General features: G+C 55.1%; 14 protein-coding genes. 10 read left to right on the top strand and 4 right to left on the bottom strand.

Features of this window, described 5'->3' with window-relative positions; all coding sequences use genetic code 11:
* The first annotated feature begins 170 nt into the window (after positions 1–170).
* The 4 genes from ACWWD9_RS06000 to ACWWD9_RS06015 all read left to right on the top strand — a co-directional run bounded on the left by ACWWD9_RS06000 (position 171) and on the right by ACWWD9_RS06015 (position 4,078).
* Positions 171–752 carry a biliverdin-producing heme oxygenase gene (locus ACWWD9_RS06000; RefSeq protein WP_455868022.1) on the top strand — a complete coding sequence of 194 codons (582 nt, stop codon included), beginning with the start codon at positions 171–173 and terminating at the stop codon, positions 750–752.
* A complete protein-coding gene (locus tag ACWWD9_RS06005) occupies positions 742–2,934 on the top strand; it encodes an ATP-binding protein (protein WP_455868023.1) in 2,193 nt (730 codons plus the stop codon). The genes ACWWD9_RS06000 and ACWWD9_RS06005 overlap by 11 nt, the downstream gene beginning before the upstream one ends.
* A gap of 71 nt (positions 2,935–3,005) precedes the next feature.
* Positions 3,006–3,368: a response regulator gene (locus ACWWD9_RS06010; protein ID WP_015830250.1), complete on the top strand. Its 363-nt coding sequence runs from the start codon at positions 3,006–3,008 to the stop codon at positions 3,366–3,368.
* A 29-nt stretch (positions 3,369–3,397) separates the two neighbouring features.
* A complete protein-coding gene (locus ACWWD9_RS06015; protein ID WP_455868024.1) occupies positions 3,398–4,078 on the top strand; it encodes a hypothetical protein in 681 nt (226 codons plus the stop codon).
* Positions 4,079–4,127: 49 nt separating this feature from the next.
* Here ACWWD9_RS06015 and ACWWD9_RS06020 read toward each other — a convergent pair whose 3' ends face one another.
* From ACWWD9_RS06020 to ACWWD9_RS06030, 3 genes are all read right to left on the bottom strand, one after another.
* Positions 4,128–4,853, bottom strand: a complete 726-nt coding sequence (locus ACWWD9_RS06020) for a Crp/Fnr family transcriptional regulator (RefSeq protein ID WP_159355501.1) — start codon at positions 4,851–4,853, stop codon at positions 4,128–4,130.
* 90 nt (positions 4,854–4,943) lie between these two features.
* On the bottom strand, positions 4,944–6,512 hold the full coding sequence (locus ACWWD9_RS06025; protein WP_013442429.1) for a peptide chain release factor 3: 1,569 nt from the start codon (positions 6,510–6,512) through the stop codon (positions 4,944–4,946).
* 52 nt (positions 6,513–6,564) lie between these two features.
* A complete protein-coding gene (locus ACWWD9_RS06030; protein WP_455868025.1) occupies positions 6,565–7,260 on the bottom strand; it encodes an MBL fold metallo-hydrolase in 696 nt (231 codons plus the stop codon).
* Positions 7,261–7,363: 103 nt separating this feature from the next.
* Between ACWWD9_RS06030 and ACWWD9_RS06035 the strand changes: the two genes are divergently transcribed.
* From ACWWD9_RS06035 to ACWWD9_RS06060, 6 genes are all read left to right on the top strand, one after another.
* The gene (locus ACWWD9_RS06035; RefSeq protein WP_455868026.1) at positions 7,364–7,678 is read left to right on the top strand and encodes an ArsR/SmtB family transcription factor; all 315 of its coding nucleotides are present in this window, start codon (positions 7,364–7,366) and stop codon (positions 7,676–7,678) included.
* Positions 7,679–7,727: 49 nt separating this feature from the next.
* Positions 7,728–8,159 (top strand): TIGR01244 family sulfur transferase, encoded by a 432-nt coding sequence (locus ACWWD9_RS06040; RefSeq protein ID WP_455868027.1) that lies wholly within the window; start codon positions 7,728–7,730, stop codon positions 8,157–8,159.
* Between the two features lie 259 nt (positions 8,160–8,418).
* Positions 8,419–8,925 (top strand): sigma-70 family RNA polymerase sigma factor, encoded by a 507-nt coding sequence (locus ACWWD9_RS06045; protein WP_455868028.1) that lies wholly within the window; start codon positions 8,419–8,421, stop codon positions 8,923–8,925.
* A complete protein-coding gene (locus ACWWD9_RS06050; RefSeq protein ID WP_455868029.1) occupies positions 8,925–9,926 on the top strand; it encodes a FecR domain-containing protein in 1,002 nt (333 codons plus the stop codon). The genes ACWWD9_RS06045 and ACWWD9_RS06050 overlap by 1 nt, the downstream gene beginning before the upstream one ends.
* A gap of 102 nt (positions 9,927–10,028) precedes the next feature.
* Positions 10,029–12,515: a TonB-dependent siderophore receptor gene (locus ACWWD9_RS06055; RefSeq protein ID WP_455868030.1), complete on the top strand. Its 2,487-nt coding sequence runs from the start codon at positions 10,029–10,031 to the stop codon at positions 12,513–12,515.
* Positions 12,515–13,726, top strand: a complete 1,212-nt coding sequence (locus ACWWD9_RS06060; RefSeq protein WP_455868031.1) for a PepSY-associated TM helix domain-containing protein — start codon at positions 12,515–12,517, stop codon at positions 13,724–13,726. The genes ACWWD9_RS06055 and ACWWD9_RS06060 overlap by 1 nt, the downstream gene beginning before the upstream one ends.
* Before the next feature lie 128 nt (positions 13,727–13,854).
* Here ACWWD9_RS06060 and acs read toward each other — a convergent pair whose 3' ends face one another.
* Positions 13,855–15,816: an acetate--CoA ligase gene (acs, locus tag ACWWD9_RS06065; RefSeq protein WP_455868032.1), complete on the bottom strand. Its 1,962-nt coding sequence runs from the start codon at positions 15,814–15,816 to the stop codon at positions 13,855–13,857.
* Positions 15,817–15,959: the final 143 nt, after the last annotated feature.

Here is a 15,959-nt window from a genome sequence, read left to right on the forward strand (position 1 = left end):
CGTGTTTATTGAATTCGCACTTGATCGTTAGTCCGAATGCACTATGTCAAATGACATATCGGACAATTCCTACTTTCCCTATAATTATCCAAAAAATAACAATTCAAAAAACAGGAAAGGCTACATGCTTGACGGTCTCTGCCCGCAGTAAGAATGGAGTCTCTAAGCTGATGCAGCGTTTGCGTACCGCCACGCAGCCCTTGCATCGCGAGTTGGATGCTCGCCTCCGCATATCGGCTCCACAGGCTGCCTATGCTGATGTGCTGGATCATCTCGGCCTTTTTCATGCCTGGCTGCTGCAAATGCTTCCCCAGATACATGCCATGCCTGATCCCTTGCCAGCGCATGTCGCCGAATCCAACCTGCGCAGATTGCGTGCGCTTTGTGTTGATCTGGAACTGCCTGCTCCCGCGCACATGCATGTTGATCCGTCGCCAGCCCTGCCAATATCTGCCGCATCGCTCACTGGCTATCGCTGGGGCATGCAGTACGTAATTGAAGGCTCCATGCTCGGCGCTATCGCGTTATACCCGCGCATCGCGCAAATCGCCCCCGATCGCATACCGCATTTCTTCAGGCTGGCACTTAGCCATGGGCGCACGCCATGGCAGACCTTTGCCCATGCCCTGGATAATCAATGCCTGGATGAGGCAGGGGAAGCGGCCGCCGAACAAGGCGCACGCGATGCCTTTGCCTTGTGTTTGAATATCTATCACCCATCTGCTCTCGTTCAGGCTAGCCATGCAAATTAGTGTCAATTTGCACAATTGCGATCAGGAGCCCATTCATCTGGCGGGCGCCATTCAATCCTATGGCGCATTGCTGGCGTTTGATCTGGGCGGCACCCTGCAATATTGCAGCGAGAATGCCACAGAGTTTCTGGGCGATGTGCCGATGCTGGGGCAGTCATTGCAGGCGCACCATCTGTCAAAGCTCACCGGCGCGGCCTCATTGATTTCAGACTATCTGATATCGCAGCAAAACACCCGGGTTTGCCATATACACGCGCCGCATGGGGTATTTGAACTGATGCTGCATGTGGCGGCAGGCGATATGGTGGTGGCAGAAATTGAGCCGGTCCTCGCTGGCTCTGATCAGCATGTGTTTTTTTCCACGCATTTTCAGCAGTTGTTGAATGATCTGCGTGACCAGACCGATATTGAAACCCTTTTGCAGCGCGTCACCGACCACTACCGGGAGTTGACGGGGTTTGACCGGGTCATGGCCTATCGCTTCCGCCAGGATGGCAGTGGCGAAGTTGTCGCCGAGGCTCGTCATTCAAGCCTGGAGGATTGGCGTGGTCGACGCTATCCTGCGGCGGATATTCCGCAACAGGCCAGGCGCCTGTATTTGCTGAATACCCTGCGGCTAATTGCCGACGTGGATGAGCCGCCAGTTACCTTGTTGCAGAGGCCCGGCATGCCGCCGCTGGACATGAGTTTTTGCCAGCTGCGTAGCGTCTCACCCATTCATATTGAATATTTGCAGAACATGGGGGTTGCTGCCTCCATGAGCATTTCGATCGTGATTGATGGGCAGCTGTGGGGCATGATTGCCTGCCATCACATGCAGCCCCATCGCATCAGCCGCGAAGTGCGTATGAGCTGCCATATGCTGGGCACCATACTCTCCTCTGAAATACAGCGCCTGCAAGCCGTTGAAGCGCATACCCGCCGGGAGCAGGTTGCCGAGTTGCGTGTGACCCTGTTGCCAGCACTGATGGATGCTGAAGATTTTGGTAGCCAGCTGCGCAGTGCGATCGGGGACATGGCAGGCTTGATCCCCTCGGATGCAGCCGTGATCAGTTACGATGGCAAAAGCGCCGTTACTGGCGACGTCCCCGAGGCATTCATACGGGCCTGGCTATTCTGGCTGAATCAGTCGCTGCCCGATGTGTATGCCACCCACAAGGTCGAAGATGTCCCCGCCAATCTGCGTTCGGTCATGGGCGATATCTGCGGTGTCATGGCAATCTCGATTGATAAGGTGCACAAGAGCTGGCTGCTGTTTATCCGGCGCGAACTCATCCATACCATACGCTGGGGCGGCAAGCCGGAGAAGCAATACAAGATAGGCCCCCTGGGACCAAGGTTGACGCCGCGCGGCTCCTTTGCAGAGTGGAAAGAGACCGTTCAAGGGCAATCTGAGGCCTGGAGTCCGCTCGATGTGGCCATGGCCCAGGAATTGCGTATGGATTTATTGAAAACCTGCAATGCCCATAATGCCCGCAACGAGCGTCACCGTATCCAGCTCATGGCCATGCTGGGCCACGATCTGCGCGATCCGCTCAACTCCATTACCATGGCGGCGCAAATGCTGGAAATGCAGGACGGGGCGAGTTCGAACAAGCTGGGCGAGCGTATCAAGAATTCCAGCATGCGCATGAAGCGATTGGTGCATCAGGTGCTGGACATGAGCCGTTTGCAGGCTGGCCTTGGATTGCCGCTGGATATACAGCCTACCGATATATCGCTGTTGGTGCGTGACATGCTGGCTGAGCATGTCACCGCATATCCGGATATTCAGGTAGAGGCCGATATCCCGGACAACATAGAAGCGCAGGTGGATGCCGACCGTATTGCACAGGTGCTATCCAACTTGCTCAGTAATGCCCGTCACCATGGGCTGGCAGGCCAGCCGGTGAGGGTTTTGCTGAGTCGGGATATGGAGAAAGTTAACCTTCATGTGAAAAATGCCGGCCCGGAAATCCCGGCCGAGACGGTAGGCGTGTTGTTTGACCCCTTCAAGCGCCGGCAGGGAGTAAGTGAGCGTAACAAGTCTGGCCTGGGGTTGGGACTCTATATTGCCCACCAGATCATCGCGGCCCATCAGGGGGATATCCGCTACGAACATGCGGAAGGCTATGTGAGTTTTATTGTGCATTTGCCGTGCACGATTCTGGGGGATGAAGCCGCGCAAAGAATTTCGCATTGATTCAAAAATATAAAACTTATAAATGTAAAATATATATAAAATCAAACCGTTAGAATAGAACTGCAGGGGTCATGAAAAAAAGTATTCTGATTGTGGAAGATTACCCGGAAGCAGGGGCTACCTTTAAAGAGTTGCTGGAACTATTAGGGCATGAAGTGGAGTGGGTGGTGAATGGGCAATCCGCCATGCAAAAACTGAATGATGGGGCATTTGATCTGGTATTCATGGACCTGAATTTGCCAGATATGCATGGGCTGGTGTTGTTGAAGCAAGTGCAGGATAAAAGACTGGGGCCAAACACGCGATTTATCGCCGTCAGCGGACACTCAGCAAAAGATGCGGCAGCCGTCGAAGCGACCAAGGTATTTGATCATTACCTGGAAAAACCAATAGACCTCGCTGTGCTGAACCGCATTCTGAGCAGTACCGCTTAATCGCGGACTTTACGACGAAGGGAAGAAGAATGACGACAACAATACAAGAGTCAGCATCGTCACGTACCCACTGGCAATTGGCGGGCATACGGCATCATGTATTCCTCAAGGTATTTTCGGTGCTGCGCCATAATCTGCTGGGGCCGATTTCTGTCAGCCGAATGAATCACTCCATCATGCGGCGCAATCTTGAAAAAGATGTGCTTGATAAAGGCAAGACGCTGGAGCGTCTGAACAAGATAGACCTGCAACTGGAAGAAGCGGTATTGGGCATTCGCGCCCTGAGTATATGGGATGAATCCAGCGACAACGAAGCCTTGCCTGAGGATATTGTGGCGTCAGGCCTCAAGCTCATGTCAGGATTTCTGACCCTGCGCAATATCTCGGTTGAGCGGCTGCCAGAGGATACCGGCGTGGATTATGCCCTGGTGCGCGAATCGCCCTTTTTGTATGCATGGCTGGGCTTGTTGTGCTACATCGAAGATCATGCCCAGCAGCCTATCGATCTGCATATCCATTTTCAGGACCCCAGGCGCCTGGAGATTGTGATCACGCATCCCCTTTATGATGTTAACGCGCAGCGCCCAGTGGATGCTCCGAATGCCATTATTGACCGTGCGGCCCTGCAGCTATTGGCGGACGATGCAGATGTCGTGTTTGATATCGGCGCGCAGAGCATCAAGATGTCCTGGCTGACGAAAAAAGCCTAGTTTCAAGCCATTTGATCCGGGGCGCGGACATGGCCCCGGAGGTATTGCATCAGCAGATCAGCGGTCTCGGCGTGATCGGTGATTCGAAGTAATCTGCCACGGTAGCCAGCGCTTTTTCATTCATGATGGTCAGTTTGCCATCCTGAATTCTATGCAAGCCTAGCTTCTCCAGTTTTTTCAATGACTTGTTGGTATGCGCCAGTGAAAGCCCCAGCGCATCGGCAACATCCTGCTGGTTCAGTGGAAACGGAATGACTTTGCCCGCTTCGGGGTAGAGCGCTCGGTAGCGCTTGAACACATGCAGAATCAGCATGGCAATTTTTTCCACGGCCGAACGCGCCCCGACATTCAGCAGATTGTCATCCACAATCTGTTCTTCATGCGCACAGATCCAGGTGATGTCATAGGCGAGGGATGGAAACGACTGGTAGAGCAGCCACAGCTTGTTTTTATCCAGCTCGCATAATTCGACTTCAGTAATCGCTTCCACACTGCTGGTGCTTTCGTCCAGCAGGTTCTGCTGCAGGCCAATCAGATCGCCCGGAAACATGATATTGAGTATCTGGCGACGGCCATTCTTGAGGGTTTTGTGCCGGATAGCCCAGCCCTCAAGCAAGGTGTAGAGCTGGGCACTGGATGCCCGCTCGTTGACGATGGTTTTACCCGCTGGAAACTTGACGTTACGCAAGCGGATGCTCTTCATGAACTCCAACTCTTGCGCGGTGTTGGGTTTGAAAATATCCAGTTCGCGCAATCGGCATTTTTCTGCACACATGGTATTACCCCCTGATGATCTCTCGTATTATCAGTCGAGAGTTGAACGATGATCCTGCCTAAACATTAATGCTCAGCTAGCGTTCTGACATCAGAAAATTTCGCGGGTTTCCAGAAATTGAATGTCCGGGTAACGCTCTTGTGCCATCTGCAGATTGACGCGGTTAGGCGCCAGGTAAACATACTCGTTGGCACCATCCAGCGCAACGTTGAAGCCATACTTGTCGGCAATCGCCTTGAGATCGGCATCCGATCCACGCAACCAGCGTGCGGTTGAGCAGTCATAACTTTCAAATACCACATCCACGCCGTATTCATGCTCAAGGCGGTGGGCCACCACATCAAACTGCAAGGTACCAACAGCGCCCAGAATCAGATCGTTGCTCATCAGCGGGCGGAACAATTGCGAAGCGCCTTCTTCCGCCAGCTGCTGCAGGCCTTTTTGCAGTTGCTTCATCTTGAGCGGATTCTTCAGTCGGGCACGGCGGAAAAACTCGGGCGCGAATGAGGGAATGCCGGTGAACTTGAGGTCTTCGCCCTCGGTAAAGGTATCGCCGAGCTTGACCGTGCCGTGATTGGGAATGCCGATAATATCGCCCGCCCAGGCTTCGTCCGTCGTGTTGCGGTCCTGCGCCATGAAGGTAATGGCGTTATTCACTGCTAGCATTTTGCCGCTGGCAACCTGCTTGATTTTCATGCCGCGCTCAAAGCGGCCGGAACATACGCGCAGGAAGGCGATCCGGTCGCGATGCTTGGGGTCCATATTGGCTTGTATCTTGAACACAAAGCCAGAGAACTTGGCATCGCCGGGCGCCACTTCACGGCTGGCGGTATTGCGGGGCAGGGGCGAGGGGGACAGCTCAACTACCGCATCCAGCAGCGATTGCACGCCAAAGTTGTTAATGGCCGAGCCAAAAAACACCGGGGTTTGTTTGCCGGACAGATAGGCTTCTTTATCAAAGGTACTGGAAGCGCCACGCACCAGCTCAACATCAATGCGCAGTTCTTCTGCCTGCGAGCCTATCAGTTCGTCCAGGCGCGGATTATCCAGCCCCTTAATGGTTTCCGAGGTGCCTTTTTCCGCATGCGGATCAAAGAAGGAAATGCTGTCGTTATAGAGGTGATATACGCCACGGAAGCTTTTGCCCATGCCGATAGGCCAGGTCATGGGCGCGCATTGCATGCCCAGGGTGGACTCGATTTCGTCCAGCAACTCAATCGGCGCACGGCTCTCGCGATCCAGCTTGTTGATGAAGGTGAGGATAGGCGTATCGCGCATGCGACATACATTCAGCAGCTTGATGGTCTGCGCTTCCACGCCGTTTACCGAGTCGATCACCATGACGGCCGAGTCGACGGCGGTGAGGGTGCGATAGGTATCTTCCGAAAAGTCATCGTGGCCGGGGGTATCGAGCAGATTGATCATGTGTTCGCGGTAAGGGAACTGCATCACCGACGACGTGACCGAGATACCACGTTGCTTTTCCAGTTCCATCCAGTCGGAGGTGGCATGGCGTGCGGCTTTGCGGCCACGCACTTCACCGGCGACCTGAATGGCGCCACCGAACCACAGCAGTTTTTCGGTGAGGGTGGTTTTACCCGCATCCGGGTGGGAAATAATGGCAAAGGTACGGCGGCGTTGAATCTCGGACTGGCTCATGACAAGGGCAAAAGGCGTGAAGAAAGATCGCCATTATACCCTGTCTTGCTGCTCAGCCCTGCGGTGCCACTTCTTCATCGACCCCGCAACGCCGGTTCGCTGGCACGGCGATATCGATCAGGCGCGGTTTGGGCAAATCGAGCGATGCCATGATCTTGATGAAAGCATCACGAGACTTGCCCGCCAGCCGCGGATTGATGGTTTTTTCCTGCCCGATGCAGCTGACGCGGCGCCCCTGATAATCATGCCCGGGGTAGACCAGGGTTTCATCCGGCAGCGTGAAAAGACGTTGGCTGATGCTGTCGTAAAGCACGCCGGCATCGCCGCCCTGGAAGTCGGTGCGTCCGCACCCATTGATGAGCAGTGAATCACCAGTAAATACGCTATCTTTCCACAGAAAAGACACGCTGCCGGGCGTATGGCCGGGCGTCGCAATCACCTGAAGCTGCTCGTTGCCAAGCTGGACGGTGTCGCCATCTTTCAATTGCCGGTCTGCGGCGCTGGCACCGCATAAGGCGCCGACAGCGCTGCGCGAGCCTATGCGTTGGCGCAACTCACCGCCTGCCGTGATGTGATCGGCATGCACATGGGTTTCCAGCGTCCATGCCAGTTCTAGCCGATGCTCTGCCAACAGGGCGAGGTAAATATCGATTTCGGTAATGACGGGGTCGATCAGCAGGGCTTGATCGCCATCGGTAATCAGATAGGTATAGGTAGAGGAGTTGGGCTCGAATAACTGGCGGAACATCACTTGCTCCTGATGAGGGGTCTTTAAAAAATACTAACACATATTATATGAAAATATATAATATTGAAGATTCAACTAACCCTATGATTGGAAGCCATATTTCATGTCCGTTGCCATTGATCTTCCTGCCATGCATCAATCTGCGGAAGCGGCCAGTCGCCTGATGCGCATACTCGCGAATGCCGATCGCCTCATGCTTTTGTGCCAGCTGACTCAGCAGGAGCTGTGTGTCAGCGAGCTTGAGAGTATGCTGGACATTCGTCAGCCAACGCTTTCGCAGCAGCTCACCGTATTAAGGGAAGAAGAGCTGGTGACTACCCGTCGCGATGGCAAGAAGATTTACTACCAGATTGTGCCCGGCCCTGCGCTGGCGGTCATGCAGGTGTTGTATCAGCAATTTTGCGAAGCAGCAGGGTAGGGGGGGGGCTATTTTTCCGGCTGTTTGTTAACACTTAGGAGGAGACATCATGGCGATTCATCCTGTAAAAGTAGACGACGCATTCAGTCATTGCACCCAGGTGATGGTGGAAGATATTCCTGAGATTGTGGCGGCCGGTTATAAAACCCTGATCAATAATCGACCGGATGGTGAGGATGGCGCCAGCCAGCCGACAACACCCGTGCTGCGGGCGGCTGCCGAGGCCTCTGGCTTGCAGTTCATCGCATTTCCGGTCATTCCCAATCAGATCACGGCGCAGCAGGTGGCGGAATACAAACATCTGATCGCCCATGCGCCGCGGCCCATATTGGGTTTCTGCCGGAGCGGCAACCGTGCCAGTACCTTGTATCTGCGGGCAAAAATGCTATATCCGCAAGATAAACAGTATGCTCGCGCCAGCACGCCCAGCCTGTGGAGCAAAGCCAAAGACTTTATCCGGGCTTTCTGGCACAGGGAATAAAGACCGATAAGCAGCAAGTCATCCGGTTGCGTCCGGGTGGTTTCGGCACCGCTTTCTCATCCGGTTCCTTCACTTATAACATGCGCTTTAACGTGATTGCGTGGCCCCAGCTTGTGCAGTAAAGCCTGGTCCCCAGGGTGTAAATGTCGCCTGTAACACAGCTTGGCCAGTATTTTGCTCTTGAACACAGGCGCTGTTTTTGACTTTGTCGACTATTAACTCTAATATGATAATAATTCTCATTTGATACATTATTGTCATGTCTTCAGGTTTTGTTTCGGACACCGTTCATACCCTGTATCACGATCATCACGGCTGGCTTTCGGGCTGGTTGCGTCGCAAGCTGGGCTGCAATCATCAGGCTGCCGACCTGGCGCAGGACGTTTTTGTGCGCATCATGTCTTCGCCCATGCAGCAGACCATCCGTGAGCCGCGCGCCTATCTGACACGCGTTGCCCATGGCCTGGTGGTGAATCACTGGCGGCGTCGCGAGATCGAGCAGGCTTATCTGGATGCCTTGATGCAGTTGCCAGAGTCCATGGTGCCTTCGGTGGAGCAGCGCTTGCTGGTGCTGGAAACCTTGTTCGAAATCGAGCGCATGTTGGCCGGTCTGCCCGCCAAAGTCAGCCAGGCCTTTCTGCTGTCGCAGATGGATGGCATGAAGTACGCCGATATTGCCATTGAACTCGGGGTTTCGGAACGCATGATCAAAAAATACATGGCACAAGCCATGCTGGCATGCCTCACGCTGAGCAAGCCACTTTAATGGACATGCTTCATGAACGTCATGACAGCATGAGCCCTTCGTATGCCACCCTGCAGCAGGCTGCAGAATGGTTCGCCATGCTGCATGCGGGAGAGTTTGACGCACAACAACGTGCTGCCTGGCAGGCATGGCTGGAGCAAGACAACACGCATCGCATGGCATGGCAGCAGGTAGAAAGCGTCCTGCGCAAATTTCAACATGTGGAAGATGACGCTGCGCGCCAGACCTTGCGCACCATAAGCCAGGGCCGTCGTCGCGCAGTCAAATCCATCATGGCCCTCTGCCTGCTGAGCGCAGGCGGCTGGGGTATCGCGCGGCAGCCAGCCGTTCAGCAATGGTCAGGAATCCTCATGGCACAACATACCACCCGCATCGGCGAACGCCGCCGTATGCAATTGGCGGATGGCAGCATCTTGTGGATGAATACCGCAAGTGCCATCAATATGCATTACAGCAGCAAAGAACGTCGCATCGAATTGATCGCCGGTGAGGTCTGGGTACAGACCGCCACCGACCCCATACAGCCCGGCCGTCCCTTCCTGATTTCCACCCGGCATGGAGAGCTGCAGGCGCTTGGCACCCGGTTTAATGTGCTGGATGACGGCCAGCGTTCGCATGTGGCCGTGTTTGAAGGCGCTGTTGCCATACGTCTGCCGCAGGCCGGGCAGCCTGGCTTGATCGTACAGGCGGGCGAGCAGAGCAGTTTTGACGGTATATCCATCCGGCCCGCCCACGAAGCAGACCCTGCCATGGATTCGTGGACGCATGGCATGCTGGTGGCCGACAACCTGCCATTGCCGGAGTTTGTTTCCCGCCTTGAACGCTACCGCCGTGGCCATCTGGGCTACGATCCCGCCTTATCCCATTTGCGCATCGTGGGTGCGTTCCCATTGCAGGATACGGATCGGGCGCTACACCTGCTCGAGCAAACCTTGCCCGTGCGTGTGCATCGCCTGTTGCCGTGGTGGGTAACGCTGGAGCCTGCGTCATTGTCGGGTTGAGCCATGCCTCAAAAATAATTCGCCAGCCTGGTTCCCCTTTTCTGATTTCGATTGGCAATACAGATGAAGCTTTGCCGAATCAATTTCATTAAAGGGGAATTCATGCAACATCGTCACACACAGGGGCGCTTTTCCAGGAAGCGCATCGTCAATGCCGTTCAGCTGACATTGCTGGCGCTACCGTTAAGCCTCGCCATTCCGCCACTGGGTCAAATTGCCCAAGCCGCAGAGCAGCAGGCATCCAATGCCCGCCAGTATCAGATTCCGGCAGGCTCGCTTAGTCGGGTCCTGAGCCAGTTTGCAGCCGAGGCGGGTATTGCGCTGTCCGTGGATGGCGCCTTGACTGCAGGCCGCCAGAGTGCCGGTCTGCAAGGTCGCTATACGGTAAACGCCGGTTTGGCCGCCTTGCTGGCAAATACCGGGCTGGAGGCCGCAACCCTGGGCGATGGCGGATATACGCTGCGCAAGGCAGAAGCACACCCCCAACCTTCTTCCAAGGCCGAGCAACTGCCTGAGGTGAAAGTCAGTGCCGCGGCGGAACAGGAGAGCCCCACGGGGCCAGCCAAAGGCTATGTTGCCAAGCGCAGCCTGACCGCCACTAAAACCGATACCGCAGTTATTGAATCACCGCAATCGATTGCGGTGGTGACGCGCGAGCAAATGGATATGCAGAATGTGCAGTCTGTAAGCGATGCCTTGCGATATACGGCGGGTGTGATGGCAGAAGCCAATGGTCCTGATCCACGAGCTGATACCATCTCCATTCGCGGCTTTGATGCCACAGGTCGTGATCAATATCGCGATGGTTTGCGTTCTTATGCTTTTAACAATCAAGGTGGCACAGTGGTTGAGCCTTATGGCCTGGAGCGGATTGAAGTGCTACGTGGCCCATCTTCCATTCTGTATGGCCAGGGGGGGGCGGGAGGCCTGATCAATCTGGTGAGCAAACGGCCTACCGATAGGCCCTTGCATGAGTTGCAGCTTACCCTTGGAAGTTATGACAACAAGCAGCTGGCGGGAGATTTTGGAGGCTTGCTGACGGAGGATGGTACGTGGAGCTACCGTCTGACGGGTCTCGTGCGGGATAGCCAAACGCAGGTGGATTATGTGACGGACGACCGGACATTTATTGCTCCTGCTCTCACATGGCGACCTAATGACAATACGTCACTCACCATTCTGACGGATTATCAGAAGATCGACCGCGGTCAGGGCTATCAGGCATGGCCGCGTATTGGAACTCGTTATAGCAGCGCATATGGCAAAGTATCCACCAGCCGTTTTCTGGGCGAACCTGGTTTGGATAAATACCAACAAGAGCGTTATTCCATGGGTTATCAGTTCGAACATATCTTCAATGATACGTTTACCTTCCGCCAGAACCTGCGGTATCAGCGTATGCAAACAGATTCTATTTCCACCTATCTCACAGGCTTGCGGGCAGATCAGCGGACTGCAAACCGTGCGGTAGGTGGCTACGATGAGCATGTCGACAATCTTGCTCTGGACAATCACATGCAGGCCAAATGGTCGCATGGGATGTTTGAGCACACCTTGCTGGTCGGGCTGGATAATCAGCGAATGGAAAATAGCGTCCGTCGAACGGCAGGCAGCGCAGGCACTCTGGATATTTATGAACCTGTGTATGGCGCCACTGCAATCAATCTGGTTGAAAATGCCCATTTTGATCAAAAATTGCGTCAAAACGGTTTGTACATCCAAGACCAGATCAAAATGGATAAGGCATGGGTAGCCACGCTGGGAGGCCGTAAAGACTGGGCACGTATGGAAACCGATAATTTGCGGAACCCTGCGGCATCTTCCGAGCAGCGCGATACCGCAGAGACATGGCGTGCCGGTCTGGTTTATCTTGCTAGTAATGGTCTAGCACCATACGCTAGCTATACGGAATCTTTCCTTCCTGTGATTGGCACTACCTTTGCCGGCACCGCTTTTGCTCCGGAAACCGGTAAACAGTATGAAGTTGGGGTACGTTACCAACCGCAGGGCAGTAACAGCATGATGACCGTTTCCTTGTTTGATCTGCGCCGTCAAAATGTCACAACGCAGGATACGAATCACGCCAATTACCAGGTTCAGCAGGGCGAAGTGCAATCCCGTGGGATTGAGGTAGAGTACAAAACTACCCTGGATACGATTTCGCTGGTGAGTAGCTACGCTTATACTCTGCCCGAGGTTACCAAAAGCAATAATGTAACTGCGCAAGGAATTGTGATAGAGGGCAAAGACCCCAAAAATGTGCCGCGTCATGTGGCTACCCTATGGGCAGATTATCGACTGCCTGCATCCTTTCTCGCTGGTGCGTCTATAAGTGTCGGTTTGCGTTATATCGGAAGCAGTTACGGAGATGACGGCAATACTTTTAAGGTGCCGTCTTATACCTTGGTTGATGCCGCTATGCATTATGATCTGGCCGGATTGGGCGAGCAGTGGAAGGGGTGGAGGGTTGCCCTGAATGCCAGCAATCTATTCGATAAGGAGTATGTCGCTACCTGTGGCTATTCTGGCGATGCCTGCAAATGGGGCTACCGCCGTAATGTCATAGGCACGCTGACCTATAGCTGGTAATGCGCGCGTATCTTGTTATCTGGCATCGCTGGGTAGGCCTGGCGATGGCGGTTTTTCTGGTGGTGGCCGGGTTTACCGGGGCGATCATCGCGTTTGAGGAGGAGGTCGATGGCTGGCTCAATCCACATTCGCTGCACCCGGCATGGCAGGCGGGGCGTGCGCCGCTGAATGCCTATGCACTGCGCGAGGCTGCCCAGCGGCAGGCGCCAGCTGGCATGCTGGTGGATGAGTTGCTGTTGCATGTGGAAGCTGGTGAATCCGCTGCGTTCCGGTTGAGCCCAGGTCCATCTGTCGATGGCAAAGCTGCACCATTGCTGGCGGATGAGTTGTTCCTGCATCCGCAAACCGGCGCCATGCTGGGGATGCGCCTGCGCGGCGACAGCCTGTTTCAGCGCGAAACGCTGGTGGGCTTTCTCTATAAATTGCATTACTCGCTGGCCTTGCCGGGCAATAGCGGACGCTTGATTTTTGGCATCATCGCCGTGCTATGGACGCTGGATAGCATGGTCGCCTTTTATCTCACCTTGCCGCGTCGGCAACAAGCGGCCAAATCGTCCTATCTGAGCCGATGGAAACCGGCCTGGCTGATCAAATGGCAGGCCGGTGCTACCCGCATCAATTTTGATCTGCATCGCGCGTTTGGCTTGTGGTTATGCCTGATATTGCTGATGTTTGCCTGGTCCAGTGTCATGTTCAATCTGCGTGAGCAGGTGTATATGCCGGTGATGAAAACCATGTTTGATTTTGATCTTTCATGGCGCTCCATTCCACCACTGGCGCAGCCTCTCAGCCGCGACCCCATGCCGTGGCCTCAGGCGCATGCCATGGCACGCCAGGCCATGCAGCGATTCAGTGCCGAGCGTGGGCTCAAGGTGGATTTTGAAGACCGCTTGCGGCTCGACAGGCAGCGCGGGCTGTATGCGTATTTTGTGCATAGCAATGCGGATCTGCGCAGTGATCGTGGTAACACGGCGATACTGATGGATGCTGCAACGGGAGAGATCAAAGGCTGGTGGCTGCCCACGGGCGACAAGGCCGGAAATACCGTCAGCAACTGGCTGGGGGCGCTGCACATGGGGCAGGTGTTTGGGCTGCCTTACCGCGTGTTTGTGAGTTTCTGCGGCCTGGCCCTGGTGCTGGTCTCCGTGACCGGGGTGTTGATCTGGTGGAGGAAACGCTATGGCAAGCAATCGCGCCGCGTTGCCAGATAGCATGAGCAGCCAATTGCATGAGAAGACGGCATCGGTCATAGCCCGAATCAATTAAGCCAATAAAAAAGCCGCAGATAGCTGCGGCTTTTTTATGCATGACGTTTACGTCAGCCTGTGATGGCGACTTATCAGGAAACAGCCTGCTTCAGCTGTTCCAGAATGGCGGGATTATCCAGCGTGGAAATATCGGAGGTGATTTCCTCGCCCTTGGCCAGCGAGCGCAGCAGGCGGCGCATGATCTTGCCGGAGCGGGTCTTGGGCAGATTATCGCCAAAGCGGATTTCATCGGGCTTGGCGATGGGGCCGATTTCCTTGCCGACCCAGTCACGCAGCTGCGCCACAATCTGTTTTGCCTCATCGCCTTCCGGACGGGCGCCTTTCAGCACTACGTAAGCGACGATGGATTCGCCCTTGATCTCATGCGGCTTGCCGACCACGGCAGCCTCCGCCACCAGCGGATGGGCTACCAGCGCGGATTCAATTTCCATGGTGCCGAGGCGGTGACCGGAAACATTCAGCACATCGTCAATGCGGCCCATGATCCAGAAATAGCCATCATCGTCACGGTGGGCTGAGTCACCGGCGAGGTAAACGCCTTTCAGTTCTTCGGGGAAATAGGATTTCTTGAAACGCTCCGGGTCATTCCAGATGGTGCGTATCATGGATGGCCATGGCTTCTTCACTACCAGCAGACCACCGCCAGTGCCATCAATATGGCTGCCATCTTCATTGACGATATCCATCATGATGCCAGGCAGGGGACGGGTGCAGGAGCCGGGCTTGGCATTGATGGCGCCGGGCAGCGGGGCAATCATGTGTGCGCCGGTTTCGGTTTGCCACCAGGTATCCACAATCGGGCAGCGCTCGCGGCCCACGGTTTTGTGATACCACATCCAGGCTTCAGGGTTGATGGGCTCGCCCACTGTGCCCAACAGGCGCAGGCTGGAAAGATCGTAATTATTCGGTAAATCGCCGCCCAGCTTGATCAGCGAACGAATCGCCGTGGGCGCGGTGTAAAACACGCTGACCTTGTGCTTTTCGATCATCTGCCAGAAGCGACCAGCATCGGGGTAAGTCGGCACGCCTTCAAACACGACTTGCGTGCTGCCCAGCGCCAGCGGGCCATAGGCAACATAGCTGTGGCCGGTAATCCAGCCCACATCGGCCGTGCACCAGAAAATATCCGTGGCTTTATGGTCGAATACCCATTTCATGCTCATGACCGCACCCAGCAGATAGCCGCCAGTGGAGTGCTGCACGCCTTTGGGTTTGCCGGTGGAGCCTGAGGTATACAGAATGAACAGCGGATGCTCGGCATTGACCCAGGTTGGCTCGCAGTAGTCGGATTCTGCGCTTTCCAGATCATGCCACCACAGGTCACGCGCATTCCAGGTGACATCGCCGCCAGTGCGCTTGTACACAATCACGCTGGTCACGGCTTCGCAACCACCAAAGCTCAAGGCTTCATCCACGGCGGGTTTCAGCGGCATGGCGCGGCCGCCACGCATCTGGCCATCGGAGGTGATCACCAGCTTGGCGCCGACATCGGTAATGCGCTCGTGCAGGCTCTTGGATGAGAAGCCGCCAAACACCACGGAGTGAATGGCGCCGATACGGGCACAGGCTTGCATGGCGACAATGGCTTCCACGCTCATGGGCAGATAGATGATGACGCGATCGCCCTTGCTGATGCCTTGTTTCTTGAGCGCATTGGCAAAGCGGCAAACGCGCTGGTGCAACTGGCGATAGGTGACGGTGGTGACCGTGCCGTCGTCGGCTTCAAAAATCAGGGCAGCTTTGTCGCCGCGGGTGGAAAGATGACGGTCCAGGCAGTTGTAGGAGGCATTCAGTTCGCCATCGTGAAACCAGCGGTAAAAAGGCGCATTGGCTTCATCCAGCACGGCGGTGAATGGTTTGTGCCAATCCAGCTCCTTTTGCGCGAGCGCAGCCCAGAAGCCGGGGTAATCCTGCTCGGCCTGCTGGCAAAGCGCGGTGTATTGTTCCAGACCTGAAATGGTGGCTGCCTGCTTGAAGGCCTCCTGTGGGGGGAAAACGCGGGTTTCGGTCAGAACGGTTTCAATCGATGACATTCAGAGATCTCCAGCAAGCACTTATCGTTGTGTTATCAGCGGCCTGGTGATGAGGGTGGCTAGACCTGATGGTCGCCAGCCCCAGCCCGGCCTGTTTTTGGGTTATTCTTCAACTGTTACAAAAGGTAACGAAAAAAATCTTC

Source organism: Methylovorus sp. SPW-M1 (assembly GCF_053848825.1).

What these genes read in the sequence shown, in the direction of transcription:
- ACWWD9_RS06000 (WP_455868022.1), top strand. Translation starts at nt 171, where the DNA reads ATGCAGCGTTTGCGTACCGCCACGCAGCCCTTGCATCGCGAGTTGGAT.
- ACWWD9_RS06005 (WP_455868023.1), top strand. Translation starts at nt 742, where the DNA reads ATGCAAATTAGTGTCAATTTGCACAATTGCGATCAGGAGCCCATTCAT.
- ACWWD9_RS06010 (WP_015830250.1), top strand. Translation starts at nt 3,006, where the DNA reads ATGAAAAAAAGTATTCTGATTGTGGAAGATTACCCGGAAGCAGGGGCT.
- ACWWD9_RS06015 (WP_455868024.1), top strand. Translation starts at nt 3,398, where the DNA reads ATGACGACAACAATACAAGAGTCAGCATCGTCACGTACCCACTGGCAA.
- ACWWD9_RS06020 (WP_159355501.1), bottom strand. Translation starts at nt 4,853, where the DNA reads ATGTGTGCAGAAAAATGCCGATTGCGCGAACTGGATATTTTCAAACCC.
- ACWWD9_RS06025 (WP_013442429.1), bottom strand. Translation starts at nt 6,512, where the DNA reads ATGAGCCAGTCCGAGATTCAACGCCGCCGTACCTTTGCCATTATTTCC.
- ACWWD9_RS06030 (WP_455868025.1), bottom strand. Translation starts at nt 7,260, where the DNA reads ATGTTCCGCCAGTTATTCGAGCCCAACTCCTCTACCTATACCTATCTG.
- ACWWD9_RS06035 (WP_455868026.1), top strand. Translation starts at nt 7,364, where the DNA reads ATGTCCGTTGCCATTGATCTTCCTGCCATGCATCAATCTGCGGAAGCG.
- ACWWD9_RS06040 (WP_455868027.1), top strand. Translation starts at nt 7,728, where the DNA reads ATGGCGATTCATCCTGTAAAAGTAGACGACGCATTCAGTCATTGCACC.
- ACWWD9_RS06045 (WP_455868028.1), top strand. Translation starts at nt 8,419, where the DNA reads ATGTCTTCAGGTTTTGTTTCGGACACCGTTCATACCCTGTATCACGAT.
- ACWWD9_RS06050 (WP_455868029.1), top strand. Translation starts at nt 8,925, where the DNA reads ATGGACATGCTTCATGAACGTCATGACAGCATGAGCCCTTCGTATGCC.
- ACWWD9_RS06055 (WP_455868030.1), top strand. Translation starts at nt 10,029, where the DNA reads ATGCAACATCGTCACACACAGGGGCGCTTTTCCAGGAAGCGCATCGTC.
- ACWWD9_RS06060 (WP_455868031.1), top strand. Translation starts at nt 12,515, where the DNA reads ATGCGCGCGTATCTTGTTATCTGGCATCGCTGGGTAGGCCTGGCGATG.
- acs (WP_455868032.1), bottom strand. Translation starts at nt 15,816, where the DNA reads ATGTCATCGATTGAAACCGTTCTGACCGAAACCCGCGTTTTCCCCCCA.